This window comes from Maribacter sp. C-4077, from assembly GCF_055378385.1.
Genome location: NZ_AP038807.1, coordinates 1,698,620 through 1,717,002, shown reverse-complemented (window position 1 = coordinate 1,717,002; position 18,383 = coordinate 1,698,620). Strand labels below are relative to the sequence as shown.

Below are 18,383 nucleotides of genomic sequence, written 5' to 3'. Positions count from 1 at the left end.
GATACAAAACCTACTAAAAAATACTTATTTGGGATTGAGCATTATTATGTGGACAATCCTGAATACTTGATACTAAATACTAATTTCTAAAGAAATGGCTACAAAATCATTAAAAGCTACAGGAAACGAACTGGCGCAGAACAATCGCCAACTGGAAATCCTTAACGGAGGTATTTTTGCCGATGGGGAACTCCCCTATTTTAAGGATAAAATCGATCAAATTGGTCAGTTTCCTCTACGCCCCAAGAAATTGGAAATACTGCAGATCAATGTTGGATATATGTGTAACCAGGTCTGTGAGCACTGCCATGTGGATGCAGGTCCGGACCGCAAGGAAATCATGACACGCGAGACCATGCAACAATGTTTGGAAGTGATTAAAAATACGGGGGCACATACGTTGGATTTAACAGGTGGCGCGCCTGAAATGAATCCTGATTTCAGGTGGTTTGTAGAGGAGGCCGCAAAAGCAGGAATCAAGGATTTTATTGTACGTTCCAATTTGACGATTATTAGGGCCAACAAAAAATATCATGACCTGCCCGATTTCTTTAAAAAGCACAATGTACACGTCATTTCCTCCATGCCGCACTGGACCCGCGGAAAAACGGATAAACAACGCGGGGACGGTGTTTTTGATAAATCGATAAAAGCGCTTCAGGAGTTGAACGAACGAGGCTATGGGATGCCAGATAGTGACTTGCGCTTGGACTTGGTCTATAATCCATCCGGGGCCTACCTGCCAGGGGACCAGGCCGCCATGGAAAAAGATTTTAAGAAGGCGCTGAAAGAGGACTTTGGTATTCAGTTCCATAATCTATTTGCTATCACCAATCTTCCTATCGCCCGATTTTTGGATTATTTGATTGCTTCGGAAAACTATGAGGATTATATGTACGCCCTTGTGGAGGCTTACAATCCCGTTGCGGTGACCAATGTTATGTGTAGGAACACCATTTCCGTAAGTTGGGACGGTTGGTTGTATGACTGCGATTTTAACCAAATGTTGGATTTAAAGGTAGCCAGTAAAATCAAACACATTAAGGACTATAATGAGGATATTCTTAACGATAGAAACATCATCATTTCCCAACACTGTTATGGCTGTACGGCCGGTGCCGGTAGTAGCTGTCAGGGAACTGTGGCTTAAGCCTCCCCTAACCCCTCCAAAGGAGGGGAATTTTTATTCTACTTTGGTGGTATCAGACATGAACTATATCATGGCACACGTTATTAATCCTTAAAAGTGTTCACATAAACCGACCAAGTGGTCGGTTTTCATTTTCAGAAAAGTAGTAATTCATCGGGATTTTGAACTTTCGCCGATTTTTTTCTTCATCATATCCAAAGAATCGAATTTCTCCAAGTATCGGTCGGTTCTTTGTACAGACCAAACGGTCGGATGAACCCAAATCTTGAAATCATGGACAAAACATTAAAACGCATGGCTACCATGCACCGAATGCAAACTGCTGGATTAGAACTTTTTTATGCAAATGGATATTATGCTACCAGTGTTGACGACATCTTAAATAAACTCTCGCTTTCCAAAGGGGCCTTTTATTATCATTTTGAATCCAAAGAGGACTTTTTTGTTCAAATCATACAGAATTTACTTTCTAGAAAAGTATATAGTTGCCTTATAGAGCCCATAGAAGGTTTTAGCAACCCACTGCAATCCATCAATTCATGTTTTGAAGAAGCTCTTGAAACGGCCGTTCACAATGAGATGGACTTTGGCTGCGTCCTCAATAACTTCCTTACGGAGTTTCGCGGTAGGAACGAGGTAATTATGAAGCATTTAAACGAAATCCTATCAATTTGGGAGGTAAATTTGGTTTCTACCCTTCAAAAAGGAAAGTTCAACGGTCATATTGACCGGCATGTGGATTGTGAAGCCGCAGCTACGTATTTGATGAGTTCTTATTTTGGTATAAGAACATTAATGGTAGGCGCAGCACCTAGTGCCAGAAAATACCGTTTTATGAGTCAATTGAAAATGTATTTAAAAACATTGGAGCCTAAGAAGGTAGCGGTTTAGACCTTTTCAAGTATTTGTAGGGCTCTCGTAACTATTTGTTCAGGTGCTAGTGTTTCCATTACCAGTTCGTAGCCTGGCGGGATTTTATTTCCATACACGGAGGTAGGTATCAACGGATATTTTTTTCTATCTGAAGTGATTTGATTTTCTTCCGGTTGGCCAAAGGGCACAAAACCTGCGACAGGGTGTGTTACACCCCAAAGTGTAATAACGGGAACCCCATACATGGCAGCCAGATGTCCGTTACCGCTGTCCATGGAAATCATTACATCCAAGTTACTGATGAGTTCCAGCTCTTCTTTAAATGATATTTTTCCTGCGGCGGAAATACAATTGGCAAATTTTCCTTCCCAACCCTCCAAAATTGTCCCTTCGTTTTGACCGCCTCCAAAAAGGACAATTTTTACATCCTCAATGGCACTTAAATCGGCTATTAAGGTCTCCATAAAATCGAGCGGATAGATTTTACCCGGGAATGCGGCAAAGGGTGCTATACCGATTACCTTTTTTGCATCGGAAAAAACATCACAGGCAAATTCAGCGGTAATGTTTCGGCTCTTTAGTACATGGTCTTTGTTTACGGGGAAGTGAAAGCCGAGACTCTCAAAAACCGATTGATAGCGTTGATACATCGGTTTTAGGGGCTTTAATTCCTTGTTTTTTCCCGATGTCAATTCCCTTTTCTCCTTTCTACCCTTATCCAGCTGCTCAAATGGTTTTCCAGAAAACCTAAAAAAGACTTTTAGTACATTACTCCGCAGGACATTGTGTATATCTGCCACGGCATCCACATCCAAACTTTTTAATTGTTTAAAAAGTTTCCAGAGTCTTAAAACTCCTTTGTGTGCTCCTTTCACATCGGCAATGAAAACTTTTATATTGGGAATTTCAGAAACAATGGGCGCAAAAAATGGTTTGGTAAGGAAGGTGATTTTTACATCGGGGTATTTTTCGGTCAAAGCAAGAAGTACAGGAACCGTCATGGCTACATCACCCATGGCTGATAGCCTGATCACCAGCATATGACGTATCTTACTTTTGGCCACGTAGGATGGGATTTAGTTCCTCATCATTGTACATCTTCATCTGCTTGTACACTTTCATGTATTTGTTGCCTTCCTCTATATCTTTCAATAACTGGTCTATGGCCGTGGAAAGATCTCTGCGCTGCTCCAAAAGAATGTCCAATTTCTCCTGACACTTTTTTAGATGTTCCTGGGATGCATCCTTCCTGTTCACCTCCTCCTGCATGTGGTAAATTTTCAAGGCGAGAATGGAGAGCCTGTCCACGGCCCACGCCGGACTTTCTGTATTGATCGTGGCGTTTTGCTTAATTTCTACCGAGCGGTATTTATCTAGGAAATAACTGTCAATGTATTCAACAAGGTCCGTTCTGTCCTGATTGCTGGCATCGATTTTTCGCTTTAGATCCAAAGCTTGGAGCGGTTCTATTTGTGGGTCACGGATGATATCCTCATAATGCCATTGTACGGTATCGATCCAATTCTTTCGGTATAGCAAATGTGCTATATCGTTTTTTGGATAGGGGTTTTCAAAGACCTGATACACATCGTCCTTTTCATGATACTTCTCAATACTTTCCTCGAATACCTTTATGGCAAAGTCACTGAACATAATTGAATTTTTGACAAAGATACCTTATATCAGGAAATCAGAAGCCTACCCAAAAAAAATGAAATAGGAATTAAGAAGCTGGCTATAAGAAAGATCTCCCTGAATTTTTCGCGCTTAATGGATTGCACATAATTTGTAATCAAAATAACCGATGGGAAGAACGTAATTAACAAAGCATAGTTGTCCTTTGAAAGGACCAAAAGGTTTACCAACAAACCCAACACGAAGGATTGTACTACCAACCTGATCATGATGATCCGTCCAACTCCCGCCTTTCCCAATTTTAAGAAGGCCCAAATAACGAGTACCAAATTCGTTAAAATGTACAAACCGATTTTTACGCTTGACCCTAAATCAAAAGCAAACATGTTCTTAAAGTCTATATGAAATCTATAATGTTCCTGAAGCCAATCCAAGCGTTCAAAAACCGATAAAAAACCACCCAGTATTAAAACGAAACAAACTACCGAGGAAAGAATTACGAGCCAGTTTCTTAGGTTTTTAGGCTCATAGATAAATATGGCCGAAAGCACCAGGGCCAAATAGACTATGGCCCATTCATAAAAAAGACTACCGATCAATATCCATAAACTTGCATCAAAAATCTTCAGTTTAATGTTCTTAAGGGATTTGATGCTAAGGATTCGACGCATGGCCAAAAGCAAAAAAAAGTTGCAAAATATGGCGTTTGAATCCCCTAGGGTATTTGGGAAGAGCATTAGCAATAAGGTAAAAAATAGGATGGCATACGAATTGTTCTTCGTTAGCTTGTTGCGTTTTACTATGAAATCTATAATGAAAACGCTGAATATCAAGACGGCCAATACGATAAGTTCCTTAATCGGTTGTAAGGTGGTTAAATCCCGATTTAGTATAAATAATAGCGTAATGGGATATAACAAAAAGATAAAACTGAACAGTATGACAAAGTTTACCGGTTTTGTTTTACCAAAAATGCTTGAAATCATGGATGATTTTTATACTTTTGCCCTGTAAATATAGGAATAAGATGAAGTCATTTTTTTACGGTATCGAGGATTTGTTCGTCAATGTACTTTTTGCACCATTGGATGCATTGCGATTTATGGAAAGCTGGACCCTATCCAATATTTTAAACTGGATATTTATGTTGATAGGATTCGCGGCATTTGTGTATTGGATGCTGGAGCTTAAAAAGTTCAACGATAACGGTGAAGAGGATAAGTCGATATCTTCGCACTCGTACCTATAAAGATCAACACTTAAAAAAAACGGCATTTTCCAATTTGGAAAATGCCGTTTTTCTTTATAGGTCAAAACCTATATCCCGCCGGTAGTTCATTCCCTCAAATTGTATCTTTTGAACGTTTTTGTAGGAAATCGCCAAAGCCTCCTTAAATGATTCCCCATAGGAAGTTACCGCCAAGACCCTTCCGCCATTTGTTAATATTTTACCCTCTTTAAGGGTGGTACCCGCCTGGAAAACTATGGAATCCTCAATGGTGTCGATCCCGCTTATCTCTTTTCCTTTTTCGTAAGCACCTGGATATCCGCCCGAAACCGACATCACCGTGGTGGCGGCACGTGCATCGATTTTAAGCGCCACATCGTTTAAACTCCCTTTGGCAACGGCATCCATCAACTCCACAAAATCATTTTGGATTCTAGGCAATACGACTTCGGTTTCCGGATCACCCATACGAACGTTGTATTCGATTACCTTGGGATCATCGCCAACTTTTATCAAACCGATAAAAATAAAACCCTTGTAAGGAAGCTTGTCCATTTTAAGCCCTTCTACGGTAGGTTTTACAATTTGGTCGTGTATCTTGCCCATAAAAGTATCATCGGCGAAAGGAACGGGGGAAATTGCACCCATACCGCCTGTATTGAGTCCTGTATCGCCTTCACCGATTCTTTTATAATCCTTGGCCGTGGGCAACACCTTGTAGTTTGATCCATCGGTAAGTACAAAAACACTTAATTCTATGCCGTCCAAGAACTCCTCTATGACAACGGTGGTGCTGGCGCTTCCAAATTTGGCATCGACCAACATGGATTTCAATTCCAATTTTGCTTCTTCCAAATCCTTAAGAATGACCACTCCCTTTCCGGCAGCGAGACCATCGGCCTTTAAAACATAGGGAGGGGCAAGTCGCTCCAAAAATTCATATCCCTCGTTCAAGGTCTCCGAAGTAAAACTTTGGTATTTGGCCGTTGGAATATTATGACGCATCATAAACTCCTTGGCAAACTCTTTACTACCCTCTAGTTGGGCGGCCATTTTTTGTGGCCCGATAACGGGCACATGCCTCAATTGGGCATCCTCCAAAAAGAAATCATGGACCCCATTTACCAAGGGGTCTTCCGGTCCAACAATCACCAAGTCGATTTCCTTTTCCAGCACGACCTCTTTGATTTTATCAAAATCGTTTACACCAATTGGTATGTTTTCACCTAAATTGGAGGTGCCCGCATTTCCAGGGGCAATGTAGAGCTTTGATAAATGATCGCTTTGGGACAACTTCCAAGCGAATGCGTGTTCACGGCCCCCAGATCCAAGAATTAAAATGTTCATGAGTATGCTTTTGGCAAAAGTAAGCTTTGATGCGTAAATAAACTATTTGGAAGAAAAATCCCGATGTTCCTTTTTCTGCAACTCCTCAGGAGAAAGAGATTTGAAATAATCGTATACGATTTTTAGGCCTTCAGACCGACTTACCTTAGGCTCCCAGCCCAAAATCTCTTTTGCTTTTGTGATATCCGGTTGGCGTTGGGTGGGATCGTCCTTGGGAAGCGGTTTATAAACAATTTTCTGATTTGTCCCGGTCAGGGCAATTATCTCCTCTGCAAACTCTTTAATGGTAGTTTCATGCGGATTTCCAATATTGACAGGATCCGGATAATCGCTGAATAACAATCGGTATATTCCTTCAATCTGATCATCGATATAACAGAAGGACCGAGTTTGCGAACCATCACCAAATACGGTCAAATCTTCCCCTCGCAAGGCCTGACCCATAAATGCCGGTACCACCCTACCATCATTCAACCGCATTCTGGAACCGTAGGTATTAAAAATACGGACAATCCTTGTTTCCAATCCGTGGTGTCTGTGGTAAGCCATGGTAATGGACTCCATGAAGCGCTTGGCCTCATCGTAAACTCCCCTAGGGCCTACCGGATTCACATTGCCATTGTATTCCTCGGTCTGTGGATGCACCAATGGATCCCCGTACACCTCCGAAGTGGAAGCCACCAATATTCTTGCCCCTTTCTCCTTGGCAAGGCCCAAAAGGTTCAGCGTACCCAACGAACCTACCTTTAAGGTTTTGATTGGGATTTTAAGATAGTCGATAGGACTGGCAGGAGAGGCAAAATGCAAAATATAATCCAATTTGCCCGAAACATGCACAAACTTGGTCACATCATGATGATGAAACTCAAAATTCTCCAATGGGAATAAGTGCTTTATATTATCCAGATCTCCCGTAATGAGGTTATCCATGCCAATGACATGAAAACCTTCATTAATAAATCTGTCACATAAATGTGAACCAAGAAATCCGGCCGCGCCTGTTATTAGGATTTTTTTCATTTAATACGCCTTTTCTTCACCTTTAAAAGCATTCAAAACGGTTTGCACAATTATTTTTATGTCTAAAATGAATGACCAGTTTTCAACGTAGAAAATATCAAATTTGATTCTGTTTTGAATATCACTCTCCTTTTCTATCTCTCCTCTATAACCTCTAATTTGTGCCAAACCAGTAATTCCAGGTTTTACGAAATGCCTTAACATATATTTATCGACCCTATTCGCGTATTCGTCCGTATGTTTTAACATATGTGGCCTAGGCCCTACTACGGACATGTTCCCAAATAGGACATTATAAAATTGAGGAAGTTCATCAATACTGGTCTTTCTGATAAAACGTCCTATCCTTGTAACGCGCATGTCATTTTTGGCAGCTTGTTTATCGTCAGAATCTTCATTTACGGCCATAGAACGAAACTTAAAACACTGAAATTCCTTATTATCAAAACCCGTTCTCTTTTGGATAAAAAATATGGGGCCTTTAGATTCCAATCTAATTAATAGAGCCAGCAATGGACCAAACCATAATAATATTCCAAAAATCACAACAAGAGCGAAAACTATATCAAATAATCTCTTGACAAATGCATTCAGCGGATTATGTAAGGGAATGTCCCTTAGGGAAAGAATAGGTAGGTAGTCGTAGTATTCAAATTTTAATTTCTTGGCGAAGATATTCTTATTATCAGGCAAGAACTTTAAGGTTTTCAAGTTGTTATCGGCAAAATCGATAAATGCCGCAATTTCATCATTTCTAAGCTCTGATACGGAACAGTATATTTCGTCTACTTCGTTGTTGACTATGTACCTAAAACAAGTAATCAAGTCAAAGTTTTGGTCCTTGGTGGAAAACTGCCTTTTAAATTTATAACCAAATTCCTTTCTCTCCTCAAATACACTAATAAGCTGATTCGCTTTTTTGCTTTTCCCTATAACAACAACATTTCTAATATTTCCTTTCCATAGACTTCTGTACTGCATTAGCAATATGTAGTTGAGAAACTTTAAAACAAAAACTCCTGCAAAAACCAATAGAAAATACTTTCCAAGGGCTAGTCGGCTCATTAAGGGTTGCTTAAAAAAACCTATATAGGCGTACAAGACCAAAAAAAAGAAAACAAACTGCGTAAACAGCTTTCTTAGTATTACAACTACCTTAGAATACCTGTGAACTTCATAAAATTCATTTTTAAATGAAATGATAATCCAGGTAATAGAAATATAACTATGGAAAAGCCATGGGTTTTGAAAGTTAATAGGTAAGAAATTGGTAAATAGGTTTACAACCAAAAGGTCCATTAAATAGGATAGCGGTGTTAAAAAACCAGAATATCTATGTTGTTTATGGAACATTTAAATTATACCTCTAAAATTGATTCAAAATTCTTCTATTGATTTGCTTTCGTTCAATATCAAAAAACCAACCCCATTTATTAAAATATTTGAAGGATGAATCTAAATGGTATCTTAATAACTTTTTATTTTTATATGAACCTTTACCATGTTTATGAATTATTGAACAAAAAGGATAATACACTGTCCTATAGTGAGAATAAATTCTTCTAATCAAGTCTACATCCTCCATATACATGAAAAATCTCTCGTCATAGCCCAATACCTTGTCGAATACACTTGATTTAACCAAAAGAAAACATCCAATAAAAAAGGGTACATCTATAACACTTTTCTGATTAAATGACTTAAGTTCAAATTTCTCGTCTAACGCTTTAAGAACCGACTCTAGAGGAAGAAATCTTCTTATAAACAAATATCCTGGGGTTGGAAGCAACCTCGCTGTATATTGCAGACTACCATCAGGATTAAGTACTTTGGGAGACATCAGCCCAATATTTTTGTTTAGCTCCATATAATCCAACATTTCACTCAAAATCGCTGGGTCAAAATGAACGTCAGAATTTAAAATTAAATGATAGTCCGAATTTTTTCTTGCAAAATTTATGGCAATATTATGGGCCCTTCCAAAACCTAAGTTTTCTCCATTATATATGTATTCAATTAGGTCAGTTTTATCTATCAATTCCCCTAATTCCATTGTTGGAGAATTATCAATGAAATAAAGTTTGGTGTTCAATTTAGACCTAGAAATGATATCAATAATATTGAATATTTCTTCCTTATCTGTGTTGTAAAGAACTACAGAAATAGTTAAGTTATATTTCATATAATTGTTCTTTCTCCTTGTCCATATGATTCTGCTTAAGAGAAAACAAAGCAAATAAAAAGCAAAGGACGAAAAAAGGTTTAGAGGTTTGTAGTACGGATTCTGTTAAAAAAAGATAACTAGTGCCAAATATAAATAAAACCATTGGTTTGCTCTTGTAAAGCTTTGTCTGTTTTAGATAAATAAGGAGAATGGCTAAAACCGTAAAGATACCTGCCAAACCCAATTCAAGCCACATCGTCAGAAATTGATTGTGGGAATGGTTAAGAATTTCAGGCACTTTAAAGCCCGTACTTTCCATGAATTCCGAATGATGAATTATTTTGTCTGAACTGCCTAGACCATAACCAAAAAGTGGTCTCTCTTTAATCGCTTCCCAGCTAACCCTCCATAACTCATGTCTGTTTTGATCTAGTTTGTTAATTCCTACAAAGAGGAGTAATGTTAAAACGAGGAACAACAATGTATTAAAACCTATACTCCACTTATAGTCTTTCTTTAAGTACAAGTTTAATAGAACTATCAAATAAATCAAAAATGAAATTCTAACACCCATAAGGACAATTGTTAAAACTATAAATATATTATACAACCAGTATATTCTTGTTTTTCGATTAAATTCGGTCATTTCATCCATTAGCGGCAGAACCATGATAGAAAAAAAGGAAAGAAATGCCGCATGGTCATAATACAACCAATCCCTTATATTTCCACTGTAAGTCTTTATGTTTTCGAAATATTGCAAAATTTCAAGTCCGAAGACATCTTGAAAAGATATGAGAAACCCAATTGCTGAAGTGCATATTAGCGCATTTAAGAAAAGAAAAACATGCACATAGCACTTGGCAACTTTTTTTTTATCTAAAATATTACTATCTAAAATTAAGGAAAAAACTAGGAGTCCCAATTGATGGTCTATTGCTTTTAACCCTATTGGTCTCCCAAAAATGACTAAAGCAAAAAACAAAGCAACTAGAAAAATACCATTCAAATTTTTATAATTGAAACTGGAAAGAACCATAGACTTGTACAGGCCCCAAAGACAAACTAAAATCGCTGCAAACGTTGTCCAGGCAATTTTTAGTGGTATGGAAAAAATAAACATCAAAAAAAGAAAATCGGTAACCGAAAATTTAAGGCCCCATACTCTTTCCCTAATGAGGATAACAATCAAAACGATTATAAAAGGAAAAAACAAAGCTAACCTATTTAATGGGTGATTATCCAATAGTATATGTGCTAACGGATCAAAGATTATATAAGGATCATTAGGATTGGCTCTTGTGTTAAAACCAATTGTTTTGTTTCTAAAATCCAAGTCCACCGCCTCACTATTTAAAAAAATATGGTCAAAGATTTTATCCTTAAATAAAACTTTATGACTTGTTCCATAAAATATCCTTAGGCTGTCTATGGATATTTTGGAAACCTGTGAGGTATTATCAAAATCCAATCTGAAGTTTGTAACTAAAGTATCATTCCCAGGAAGATGAAACCTTATAGTGGTATCATCCAATTTTTCTCCATCCACTTTTTGGTGTCGTGTGAACTTTTGGTTGAAAGAATAATAAAGGGATGTATCAAAAATATTCTTGGTGGAAAAGTAAAAGTCGATTTTGGTATCGTTGGATAAAATTTCGCTTTTGAGATGAATAAAAATCAACGTTTGGAGCATTGCACCAAGAAAAATAGCCCCTATAAAAAGATAAATTCCATGTAGGGTTCTAATCTTAGGACTATTCATAAAAATCTTTTCAAAAGACAAAACATCAAATTGTAGCGCATGGCAATTTTCTTGAGAAATGAATTTTTGCTTTTTTCACCCGTTTGCGAAGCATTGCCGCCATGCCTTCTGTAAAAAATAAGTGGCTCGTCAAGATAAAAAGTCTTACCCCCAATTTCAGCAACCGATCCAATCCAAGCGTCATGCATATATATATTAACCGGAAAAGGAAGTGCCTTATCCAGAATAGGTCTGTTAAATGCCATAGTGGCACCAATAAAATTGTTCTTTATTAAATTTCTGAATAGACCAGTTCTAATTTTTCCTTTATTAAAAAGAAGAGTTGTCTCGTCAATAGTATCATTAAATACTGAGGCATTAGAAAAAACCAAGTCAAAGTCTTGCAGGTATTTTACCATCTTGGACACCTTGTTAGGATACCAAACATCGTCTTGATCGGAGAGAAAAATAATTTCCCCAGTGGCCTTTTTTAAGGCGTTTTCAAAATTCAAGATGATATTCTTTCGTCCCGATGGATACACAGAAATCCTATCATCTGCATAACTATTGATTATAGATAAGGTTTGATCCGTTGAACCATCATCCGAAACAATTAATTCGTCTGAATCCTTGAGTTGTGGCAAAATGGAATCTATCTGTTCCTTGATGAAATCTTCTCCATTATAAACCGCCATACATACAGATATCTTCATTGCTTTAAAACAATTTTTTTTCGTTCGAAGAATGCGAAAATAACACAGTATGCCAATTGAAAAGATATCCCGGTGACAATAAGCATATTGGTAAATATGTTCAAAAGGATAATTACCGACACAATTGAAAGACCGGTGATATGATAATTGCTGCTTCTAGGGACCAGAAAAACAATGAATAGCAAATAAATAAACAGATTGAAAATAAATAATAGATAGGGACCCCACCAACCCAAATATGATATCGATTTTGCATAAGTAGTTCCTACGGTTAGCCAAGGCACAATTCTAATCAAGTCTCTTTGTTGTACATTAAGGGGTCCGCCAAGGTTTTTCGAAATAATTTGTGGGAAATTCTCATAGAATATAAAACCAAGAAAGTCCTTTTCCTTTCTGTTTGTTTTGTCCACCGTATTCTGAAAATTTGCCAGGGGGGATGCTACATAAAGATAGGTCCAATAGAACTCCTTAGGTATCTTGGATTCCATGAATTCTTCAGTTGCCTGGCTTTGCACATAAATATAATCCCCTCCCGACCTTAGATTTCCCAATACTCCAAACATGTAGAGGGAAACAACCCCAAGAACCAATAGTTTTACTTGATTCTTAAAGCGGATTCTCCTAGAATAATGGATATATATGAATACTGAAGTTAGAAGACCCAACATTAAGATACTCCTGCTTAAAAAAAGAAGTGCCGGCAAGTATAATAAAAAATACACCCTTAAAAGTCTTTTGTTTTTCGTTGACAAATAGGTCGAAAATGTATGGGCCAATAAAAATGAATTGAACGATATCAAAATACCGTGCATCAACGGTATACCAAATTCCATATAATGGACCCCCGCCCTACCCATTAATTTGGAAAAAAGAGGAATGTCTCCTTCTATGAGAAATTCAAACAAATAAAAAAACAATAATATATAAGCACATTTAAGAATTAAACTAGGCTTTGTTTGAGAGTACGTCTTTTTAATGAGTTTTATATAATTAATAGCAAGACCAAAACAACCAAAGAAAAAAAAGGTAATTAGAAAGAAAAGTGTCATTGATTTACTGATACTTGGATATATGCTACTCCAATCCAATAAATAGACTAGAAAGGATAATGAAAAGCCTATTATATATATATAGAATGGATTTCTTAAGAGCCTAAACATGAACAAAGTATTATACCACTCCTTTATCTTCCAGGATTTGTTTAAAGAAGGGTATCATTTTATATTTCTTTACTAAAAATAAGATAATTACTCCCCACAGAACTACTAATCCAGCACTAATAATAAAATCATGGGTCAGGGATTTTTCAAATATTAGAAAGACTAGGGTTAGTCCAATTACTAAAATATTTTTTTTGGACAAAAGTTCAATATTTGGAAAATCCTCCTTAGAATACCAGACGTACCCTAATAATAAGACCATATGCACTCCTACACTTATCCATGCAGAACCTAATATTCCAAAATATGGAATAAGTGACAAATTCAATGAAATACTCAAAATCATACTTACAAAAACGACCTTAACCCTATTTACCTGATTGTTTGATATTGTAAGTAATGTTCCGTATAAGGCCGTTACTGTTCGGATTATAATTAACATACTTAAAGGAAGTACCAAGGAATACGCACTTTTGTATTCTGGGGTGTATAGTAATTCTATTATTTCAGAATAAAAAAAGGAAAATGAAATAAAAAGCAAACAACCCAGTATTAATAGAAAATGAGTTAGGTTGGTTGAAATTTCGTCAATGGAACTTTCTTTAAAATATTTGGAGGACAAATATGGTAATAGAACGTTGGAGGCCACATCCGAGACTATTAACAATATATACACTATTCTAAAAATAGATTGATAGAGTGCAACGTCTTCGGCGCTTAATAACAATGCAATTATCTGAGTGTCAGCCATAAAATAAAAAGTGCCAAAAATAAATTGTGCACCATAAGACCAACTATATTTCAAAAGATGTTTTTGGATTTTTTTGCTATACCAATTTTTAACAAAAATATCTCTGCAAAAAACCATCAAGGCGACTAATTGAACTATCCTTGCAACTACTAAAAACCAAATAAAACCTTTTATATCTATAGTTCCCATATAAATTAGGAACATTAAAAAGGTGATTACGGCCGAGTACAATAATATCGATAATGAAGCATCCCTAAACCTGTTCCTTACCCTCAGAACAGCCTGTAAATATAGGGCATAGGAGGTGAGAACGGCAAATAACACAAATATCTGACCAACGATTCTCCATTCCCCTGAATAAAACAAAAAAAGATATATCGAAAATAGGGAGCAAAAAAACACCACAAGTAACATCTTTTGAGCTAAAGTGTTCATGATGTATTTCTCAGCTGAAAAAGCATTCTGGGGCACGTCCTTCATAATCATTAAGGACTGGCCAAAGTCCAAACAAGTTGCCAATAGGGTCGCGAAAGAGAATCCAAAGGTCAACAATCCAAAGTCCCGCATTGAGAGAACCTTGACCAAAAGAATAAATATTATTCCCCCAGTGTAAATCTGTAAAAATGCCGAAATTGTTTGCCAAAATATATTTTTGGATACCGTGGCCATTGAATCAATCTATTTGTGTTGTTCCTTCAATTCCAGCCACAATATGTTCTGCTATATTTAATTGGTCCATCCAACTCCTAACTATTAATGTTTTCCATGGGCCAGAATTATAACCCCTTGCCTCCAAATCATTTTCCCAAAGCCATTTTGGTGTAGGCCAAAGTGCCACTTTGGGCAATACAGTTTGATAAAACTGTTGAGACACTCCGTCTTGTCCATGGTGTGACATTTGTACATGAGTTGACCTAAGTTTTTCAATTCCCGTTCTATCCAATATTCTATTTCCCCCTTCAACACCCAGGTCTCCTGTAAATAGAACGGATTTCGAATTACTTTCAATTTTAAATACGAGTGAAGAATTGTTGATGTGATTAACCAGAATGTTAGGGTTTTCGACTCCTAGTACACTAAGTTTTACACCCGCATCCAAGTCAAGTTCCTCCCCTATTTCTGGGATATATTGGTTTATACCCGAAGCATCCACCTTCTCATAAAAATCCCTCGTATATTCAAAAGAATGTGGTTCATGAAGCCTAATTAATTCCAAGTCTAACTTTGAATGTATAATAGAATTGATGGTGAGGTTACTTTTCCTTTCAAGTATGTTTTTCAGGACTCCTACATGATCATAATGAGGATGAGTCAAGACCCAATAATCAACTTTCCCCCCCAATTGAAGTATGTATTCAACAACCAATTCTGCCGTATCCTCGGCCCCACCATCAATAAGTATTATCCTGTTCCCATCAGTTCGTAAAATATAACCCATTTGGGAGATACCTTTGTATTGTTCCAGCTGCCAAAGGCTAAAATCGTTTTTCCTATTTGGGAATGATTTTATTTCCAAAGTAAATGAATCCTCCTTTGAACAACTCGCAAATAGGGTGAAAAATATTAAATACAAAAAGGAACTGGCTTTCATGAGTGTTTAGCTAAGACTAATTATTGCTTCTGCAACTCTTTTACTATTGGCCGAATCATGATACTTATTATAAATTCTATTTTTTTGCTTTAATAGAGACTCGTTTTCCCTATTATTCCAAATATTTTTTAATTGATATAATATTTCATTCCAATCCCTAGCTATTGGACCAGCTACTGCTTCTTCATAATCAAAATATAGCTCCCTTGACTTTTCCATATATTCCTCTAAATCAAAAGCTGCAAAAATTATAGGTCTTTGAGTGAGCAAAAAATCAAAAAATACACTAGAATAGTCTGTAATCAAGGCATCCGCATCCTTCAACATATTATTGATGTCAGACTCGATATTAGCGTCACTAAGATGTATAATTCTGGATTTTTCCTTTTGATCGAATGTCTCAATGTCCATTTCTACAAAATGTCCCTTACTCACTAAAATCATATTTTCAGATTCCAAAAATTCTTCCACCCTTTTTTGATCAAAATCCGACTGCGTGAAAATATTCATAGGGGTATCACCACTCCTAAAAGTAGGTAAATAATAAATAATTTTAACACCGGGATACAGTTTTTCTAAATTTATATTGAAACCATCTTTTCTTTGAGAAAAAAACACATCGTTTCTAGGGCACCCTGTCTCTAAAATCTGATTTCTAGCTAGGTCGTAGGAAGATTGCATTAAGGGGGTAAATATCTCACTATTGGACACCATATAATCATAATTAAATTCAAAGGACATGGGGAAAACGTGTTTCACAATTTTACTGTAGTAAAATCCATTTACTGAAGAGTATTTATCGTCAAGTCCTATTTTTTTTAATGGGTTCCCATGCCAAAGGTGAACAAGCTTGGCTCCATTGATGAAGAGATAATTTATATCCTTTTTACCGGAGCTTACAAAAATATATTTTGCCTTTAAGCTTAATAATATTCCCTTTGTACTCCAATTTTTATGACATTCAAAACCTTGATTTACCAACTTTTCATGGACCACTTGACTTTTGGTAAGCCAGATTGCCCTTACTTTTGGATGATTCGTATTAACATAATCAAAAAGATATTTACTATTGTCCGAATATCTTTGACCATTCCAAGAGCCAAAAACCCAAATATGCCCCTTTCTTGGCAAAAGCTTTTGCAAATACCAAAGTGGAAGAAAAAATAACAGTGAAGTATATTTTAATAATTTGCGCATATCCTAAATGCCGAAAAGCGTTTTCGCCTTTAGGTAGTCCTCCTCAAAATCAACCTCAACAAATTTATGGTCCAAAATATCCATTGTCCTTATCTGGATTTCATTTTCTTGAATGGCACTTTGAATGACAGACTCCATGTACAAGTTCAACTTTTCTTGTTTAAAAAATCGCTCTGCTGTTAATTTAAAAAAATTCACCGTGGATAAAGAAAATTTGGCAATGCCCAAAAACTCTCCTTGAGATTTCTCTGGGGACACTTCCTTTGTTATATCCAGCAAATCTCCATTCTGATCCAAAACTACCTTCATTTCTTCATCGCCACACTTTTTCCTTTGAAAAGGGAGTACCATATCACCTTTATGGGAAACCAACATTTTCCAAATATCAATATCCGCTAATGTATCGGCATGTAGGAAAAGAAAATCATCTTGGATATAGGGCAAGGCCATATATAAAGAACCTAATACGTTACAATATGCCCAAAAAGGATTATAAATGGTCTGCACTTTGTTTTTTTTCATTACATGGTTCTCTATTTTTTCACTATTGAATCCCGTTACAATTAAAACCCTATCAATATTTAGGTTTTCAAGAATGTTTAAATTATAGTCCAATAACGTATTCCCATTTTCATTTAAAGGAAGTAAGCTTTTGGGTAAGTCGGCAGTATATTCACCTAACCTACTTCCCTTTCCAGCTGCCATTATTACTGCAATCATTATAATGATAATTTTAAAATGTTTATAATACTGTTCAAGTCCTTGTAGGAAGGGTCCGCATGCACATTTCCAGTTACAGCCAATGCGATATCTTCAATATCTTCAATTGTAATACCCAATTTTGATATCCCATAGTTTATTTCCAGCTGGTTCCTTAAATTTTCTACCTCGGTCAAAAATTCATCTACAGTAATACCCAAATCAGTTGTCAAATCAGTTAACTCCGATACTTTCTCTTCCATTAAATATCTTAGCCAGCCTTTGTAAATTCCAATTAAGCCCTGTGCATGGCTTGTCCCTGTCCTTGGTCCAATTACATACTGAATCCTATGTGGCAAACATGTAGAGCTTAATGCTAAGTTTATACCCATCAAGGAAGAAGCTATCGCAACTTTTTCCATATCGTCAAAAGAGTTTTTACGAACCGCAGGTAAAAGGTGCTGTAAAATAGTTCTAACACAGTTCACAGATTGGACTTTCACAATAGGACTGCTTTTTTTAGAAATATATGTTTCTATAGCATGTGTAAGACAATCAAAACCCACCTCTGCCTTTAGTTTAGGAGGACAGCCATTATGTAAGTTAGCATCTATCAAAACATAATCCGGTTGAACAATTTCTCCCCTAATACCCCCCTTCTTTCCAATTGCCTTATCGTAAATAATTGCTCCATATGACAATTCTGCACCCGTACCTGCTGTAGTAGGAATGGCCAAAACTGGAATTTTCTTAAAAGGTAATTGCCCCCTTTCGTAAAAGATGTCCTTGTAGCTAACTCCTTCAAAAGCTATAGAAAGCACTTTCGCGGCATCCATGGTGGACCCCCCTCCAATTGCTATTATGGTGTCTAGGCGAATCTCCTTTACCGTGTCAATGACTATATCCAAATCATCAAATGGTGCGTCCGGACTTATATGGTCAAAAATATATAGGTTGGATTTTTCTTTTAACGCTCTAAATATTTCAGGAAGTCCATAATTAGTAGCCACTGTTTTCGAGGTTAGGATTAAAATATCCTTACCCAATGGAAATTCACTAATCGATTCCAAACAAAGTTTGCCCGTTGAAATAAGTGGTTTTATTTTAAACATCC

Annotated in this window: 17 protein-coding genes; 3 read left to right on the top strand and 14 right to left on the bottom strand. The window is 36.7% G+C overall.

Annotation, left to right across the window (positions count from 1 at the left end; genetic code table 11):
* The first annotated feature begins 94 nt into the window (after positions 1–94).
* Positions 95–1,150, top strand: coding sequence for an arsenosugar biosynthesis radical SAM (seleno)protein ArsS (gene arsS, locus ACZ41C_RS07390; RefSeq protein WP_154917698.1), 1,056 nt, complete (start codon positions 95–97; stop codon positions 1,148–1,150).
* A 273-nt stretch (positions 1,151–1,423) separates the two neighbouring features.
* Complete coding sequence (locus tag ACZ41C_RS07385) at positions 1,424–2,041, top strand: TetR/AcrR family transcriptional regulator (RefSeq protein ID WP_154917699.1); 618 nt, start codon at positions 1,424–1,426, stop codon at positions 2,039–2,041.
* Here ACZ41C_RS07385 and ACZ41C_RS07380 read toward each other — a convergent pair.
* The 3 genes from ACZ41C_RS07380 to ACZ41C_RS07370 are packed head-to-tail and all read right to left on the bottom strand — an operon-like array spanning position 2,038 to position 4,644.
* Positions 2,038–3,087, bottom strand: a complete 1,050-nt coding sequence (locus ACZ41C_RS07380) for a glycosyltransferase family 9 protein (RefSeq protein WP_464565247.1) — start codon at positions 3,085–3,087, stop codon at positions 2,038–2,040. The genes ACZ41C_RS07385 and ACZ41C_RS07380 overlap by 4 nt on opposite strands.
* The gene (locus tag ACZ41C_RS07375) at positions 3,074–3,676 is read right to left on the bottom strand and encodes a DUF4254 domain-containing protein (protein ID WP_464565245.1); all 603 of its coding nucleotides are present in this window, start codon (positions 3,674–3,676) and stop codon (positions 3,074–3,076) included. Before ACZ41C_RS07375 ends, ACZ41C_RS07380 begins: the two co-directional genes overlap by 14 nt.
* A 29-nt stretch (positions 3,677–3,705) precedes the next feature.
* Positions 3,706–4,644 carry a hypothetical protein gene (locus ACZ41C_RS07370; RefSeq protein WP_464565243.1) on the bottom strand — a complete coding sequence of 313 codons (939 nt, stop codon included), beginning with the start codon at positions 4,642–4,644 and terminating at the stop codon, positions 3,706–3,708.
* 41 nt (positions 4,645–4,685) lie between these two features.
* On the opposite strand from ACZ41C_RS07370, the gene ACZ41C_RS07365 reads away from it, so the two are divergent.
* Entirely contained in the window at positions 4,686–4,907 is a 222-nt protein-coding gene (locus ACZ41C_RS07365; protein WP_464565241.1) for a DUF6341 family protein, read from the top strand.
* Positions 4,908–4,961: 54 nt separating this feature from the next.
* Here ACZ41C_RS07365 and purD read toward each other — a convergent pair whose 3' ends face one another.
* The 11 genes from purD to ACZ41C_RS07310 form a co-directional block, all read right to left on the bottom strand.
* Positions 4,962–6,233, bottom strand: coding sequence for a phosphoribosylamine--glycine ligase (purD, locus tag ACZ41C_RS07360; RefSeq protein WP_464565239.1), 1,272 nt, complete (start codon positions 6,231–6,233; stop codon positions 4,962–4,964).
* A gap of 42 nt (positions 6,234–6,275) precedes the next feature.
* Positions 6,276–7,253 carry a UDP-glucuronic acid decarboxylase family protein gene (locus ACZ41C_RS07355; RefSeq protein ID WP_464565237.1) on the bottom strand — a complete coding sequence of 326 codons (978 nt, stop codon included), beginning with the start codon at positions 7,251–7,253 and terminating at the stop codon, positions 6,276–6,278.
* Positions 7,254–8,552, bottom strand: a complete 1,299-nt coding sequence (locus ACZ41C_RS07350; RefSeq protein ID WP_464565726.1) for an undecaprenyl-phosphate glucose phosphotransferase — start codon at positions 8,550–8,552, stop codon at positions 7,254–7,256.
* Between the two features lie 67 nt (positions 8,553–8,619).
* On the bottom strand, positions 8,620–9,435 hold the full coding sequence (locus ACZ41C_RS07345; protein ID WP_464565235.1) for a glycosyltransferase: 816 nt from the start codon (positions 9,433–9,435) through the stop codon (positions 8,620–8,622).
* Positions 9,425–11,179, bottom strand: a complete 1,755-nt coding sequence (locus ACZ41C_RS07340; protein ID WP_464565233.1) for an O-antigen ligase family protein — start codon at positions 11,177–11,179, stop codon at positions 9,425–9,427. Before ACZ41C_RS07340 ends, ACZ41C_RS07345 begins: the two co-directional genes overlap by 11 nt.
* Positions 11,176–11,871 carry a glycosyltransferase family 2 protein gene (locus tag ACZ41C_RS07335; protein WP_464565231.1) on the bottom strand — a complete coding sequence of 232 codons (696 nt, stop codon included), beginning with the start codon at positions 11,869–11,871 and terminating at the stop codon, positions 11,176–11,178. The genes ACZ41C_RS07340 and ACZ41C_RS07335 overlap by 4 nt, the downstream gene beginning before the upstream one ends.
* Before the next feature lie 1,170 nt (positions 11,872–13,041).
* Entirely contained in the window at positions 13,042–14,451 is a 1,410-nt protein-coding gene (locus tag ACZ41C_RS07330; protein WP_464565229.1) for an oligosaccharide flippase family protein, read from the bottom strand.
* Positions 14,452–14,455: 4 nt separating this feature from the next.
* A complete protein-coding gene (locus tag ACZ41C_RS07325; RefSeq protein ID WP_464565227.1) occupies positions 14,456–15,373 on the bottom strand; it encodes a ComEC/Rec2 family competence protein in 918 nt (305 codons plus the stop codon).
* Between the two features lie 6 nt (positions 15,374–15,379).
* A complete protein-coding gene (locus ACZ41C_RS07320; RefSeq protein WP_464565225.1) occupies positions 15,380–16,570 on the bottom strand; it encodes a CDP-glycerol glycerophosphotransferase family protein in 1,191 nt (396 codons plus the stop codon).
* A 3-nt stretch (positions 16,571–16,573) separates the two neighbouring features.
* Positions 16,574–17,290: a phosphocholine cytidylyltransferase family protein gene (locus tag ACZ41C_RS07315; RefSeq protein ID WP_464565223.1), complete on the bottom strand. Its 717-nt coding sequence runs from the start codon at positions 17,288–17,290 to the stop codon at positions 16,574–16,576.
* Positions 17,290–18,381 (bottom strand): iron-containing alcohol dehydrogenase family protein, encoded by a 1,092-nt coding sequence (locus ACZ41C_RS07310; protein ID WP_464565221.1) that lies wholly within the window; start codon positions 18,379–18,381, stop codon positions 17,290–17,292. Before ACZ41C_RS07310 ends, ACZ41C_RS07315 begins: the two co-directional genes overlap by 1 nt.
* Positions 18,382–18,383 lie beyond the last annotated feature (2 nt).

Coding starts and splice junctions, on each gene's coding strand:
- arsS (WP_154917698.1), top strand. CDS start 95: ATGGCTACAAAATCATTAAAAGCTACAGGAAACGAACTGGCGCAGAAC.
- ACZ41C_RS07385 (WP_154917699.1), top strand. CDS start 1,424: ATGGACAAAACATTAAAACGCATGGCTACCATGCACCGAATGCAAACT.
- ACZ41C_RS07375 (WP_464565245.1), bottom strand. CDS start 3,676: ATGTTCAGTGACTTTGCCATAAAGGTATTCGAGGAAAGTATTGAGAAG.
- ACZ41C_RS07370 (WP_464565243.1), bottom strand. CDS start 4,644: ATGATTTCAAGCATTTTTGGTAAAACAAAACCGGTAAACTTTGTCATA.
- ACZ41C_RS07365 (WP_464565241.1), top strand. CDS start 4,686: ATGAAGTCATTTTTTTACGGTATCGAGGATTTGTTCGTCAATGTACTT.
- purD (WP_464565239.1), bottom strand. CDS start 6,233: ATGAACATTTTAATTCTTGGATCTGGGGGCCGTGAACACGCATTCGCT.
- ACZ41C_RS07355 (WP_464565237.1), bottom strand. CDS start 7,253: ATGAAAAAAATCCTAATAACAGGCGCGGCCGGATTTCTTGGTTCACAT.
- ACZ41C_RS07350 (WP_464565726.1), bottom strand. CDS start 8,552: ATGGACCTTTTGGTTGTAAACCTATTTACCAATTTCTTACCTATTAAC.
- ACZ41C_RS07345 (WP_464565235.1), bottom strand. CDS start 9,435: ATGAAATATAACTTAACTATTTCTGTAGTTCTTTACAACACAGATAAG.
- ACZ41C_RS07340 (WP_464565233.1), bottom strand. CDS start 11,179: ATGAATAGTCCTAAGATTAGAACCCTACATGGAATTTATCTTTTTATA.
- ACZ41C_RS07335 (WP_464565231.1), bottom strand. CDS start 11,871: ATGAAGATATCTGTATGTATGGCGGTTTATAATGGAGAAGATTTCATC.
- ACZ41C_RS07330 (WP_464565229.1), bottom strand. CDS start 14,451: ATGGCCACGGTATCCAAAAATATATTTTGGCAAACAATTTCGGCATTT.
- ACZ41C_RS07325 (WP_464565227.1), bottom strand. CDS start 15,373: ATGAAAGCCAGTTCCTTTTTGTATTTAATATTTTTCACCCTATTTGCG.
- ACZ41C_RS07320 (WP_464565225.1), bottom strand. CDS start 16,570: ATGCGCAAATTATTAAAATATACTTCACTGTTATTTTTTCTTCCACTT.
- ACZ41C_RS07315 (WP_464565223.1), bottom strand. CDS start 17,290: ATGATTGCAGTAATAATGGCAGCTGGAAAGGGAAGTAGGTTAGGTGAA.
- ACZ41C_RS07310 (WP_464565221.1), bottom strand. CDS start 18,381: ATGTTTAAAATAAAACCACTTATTTCAACGGGCAAACTTTGTTTGGAA.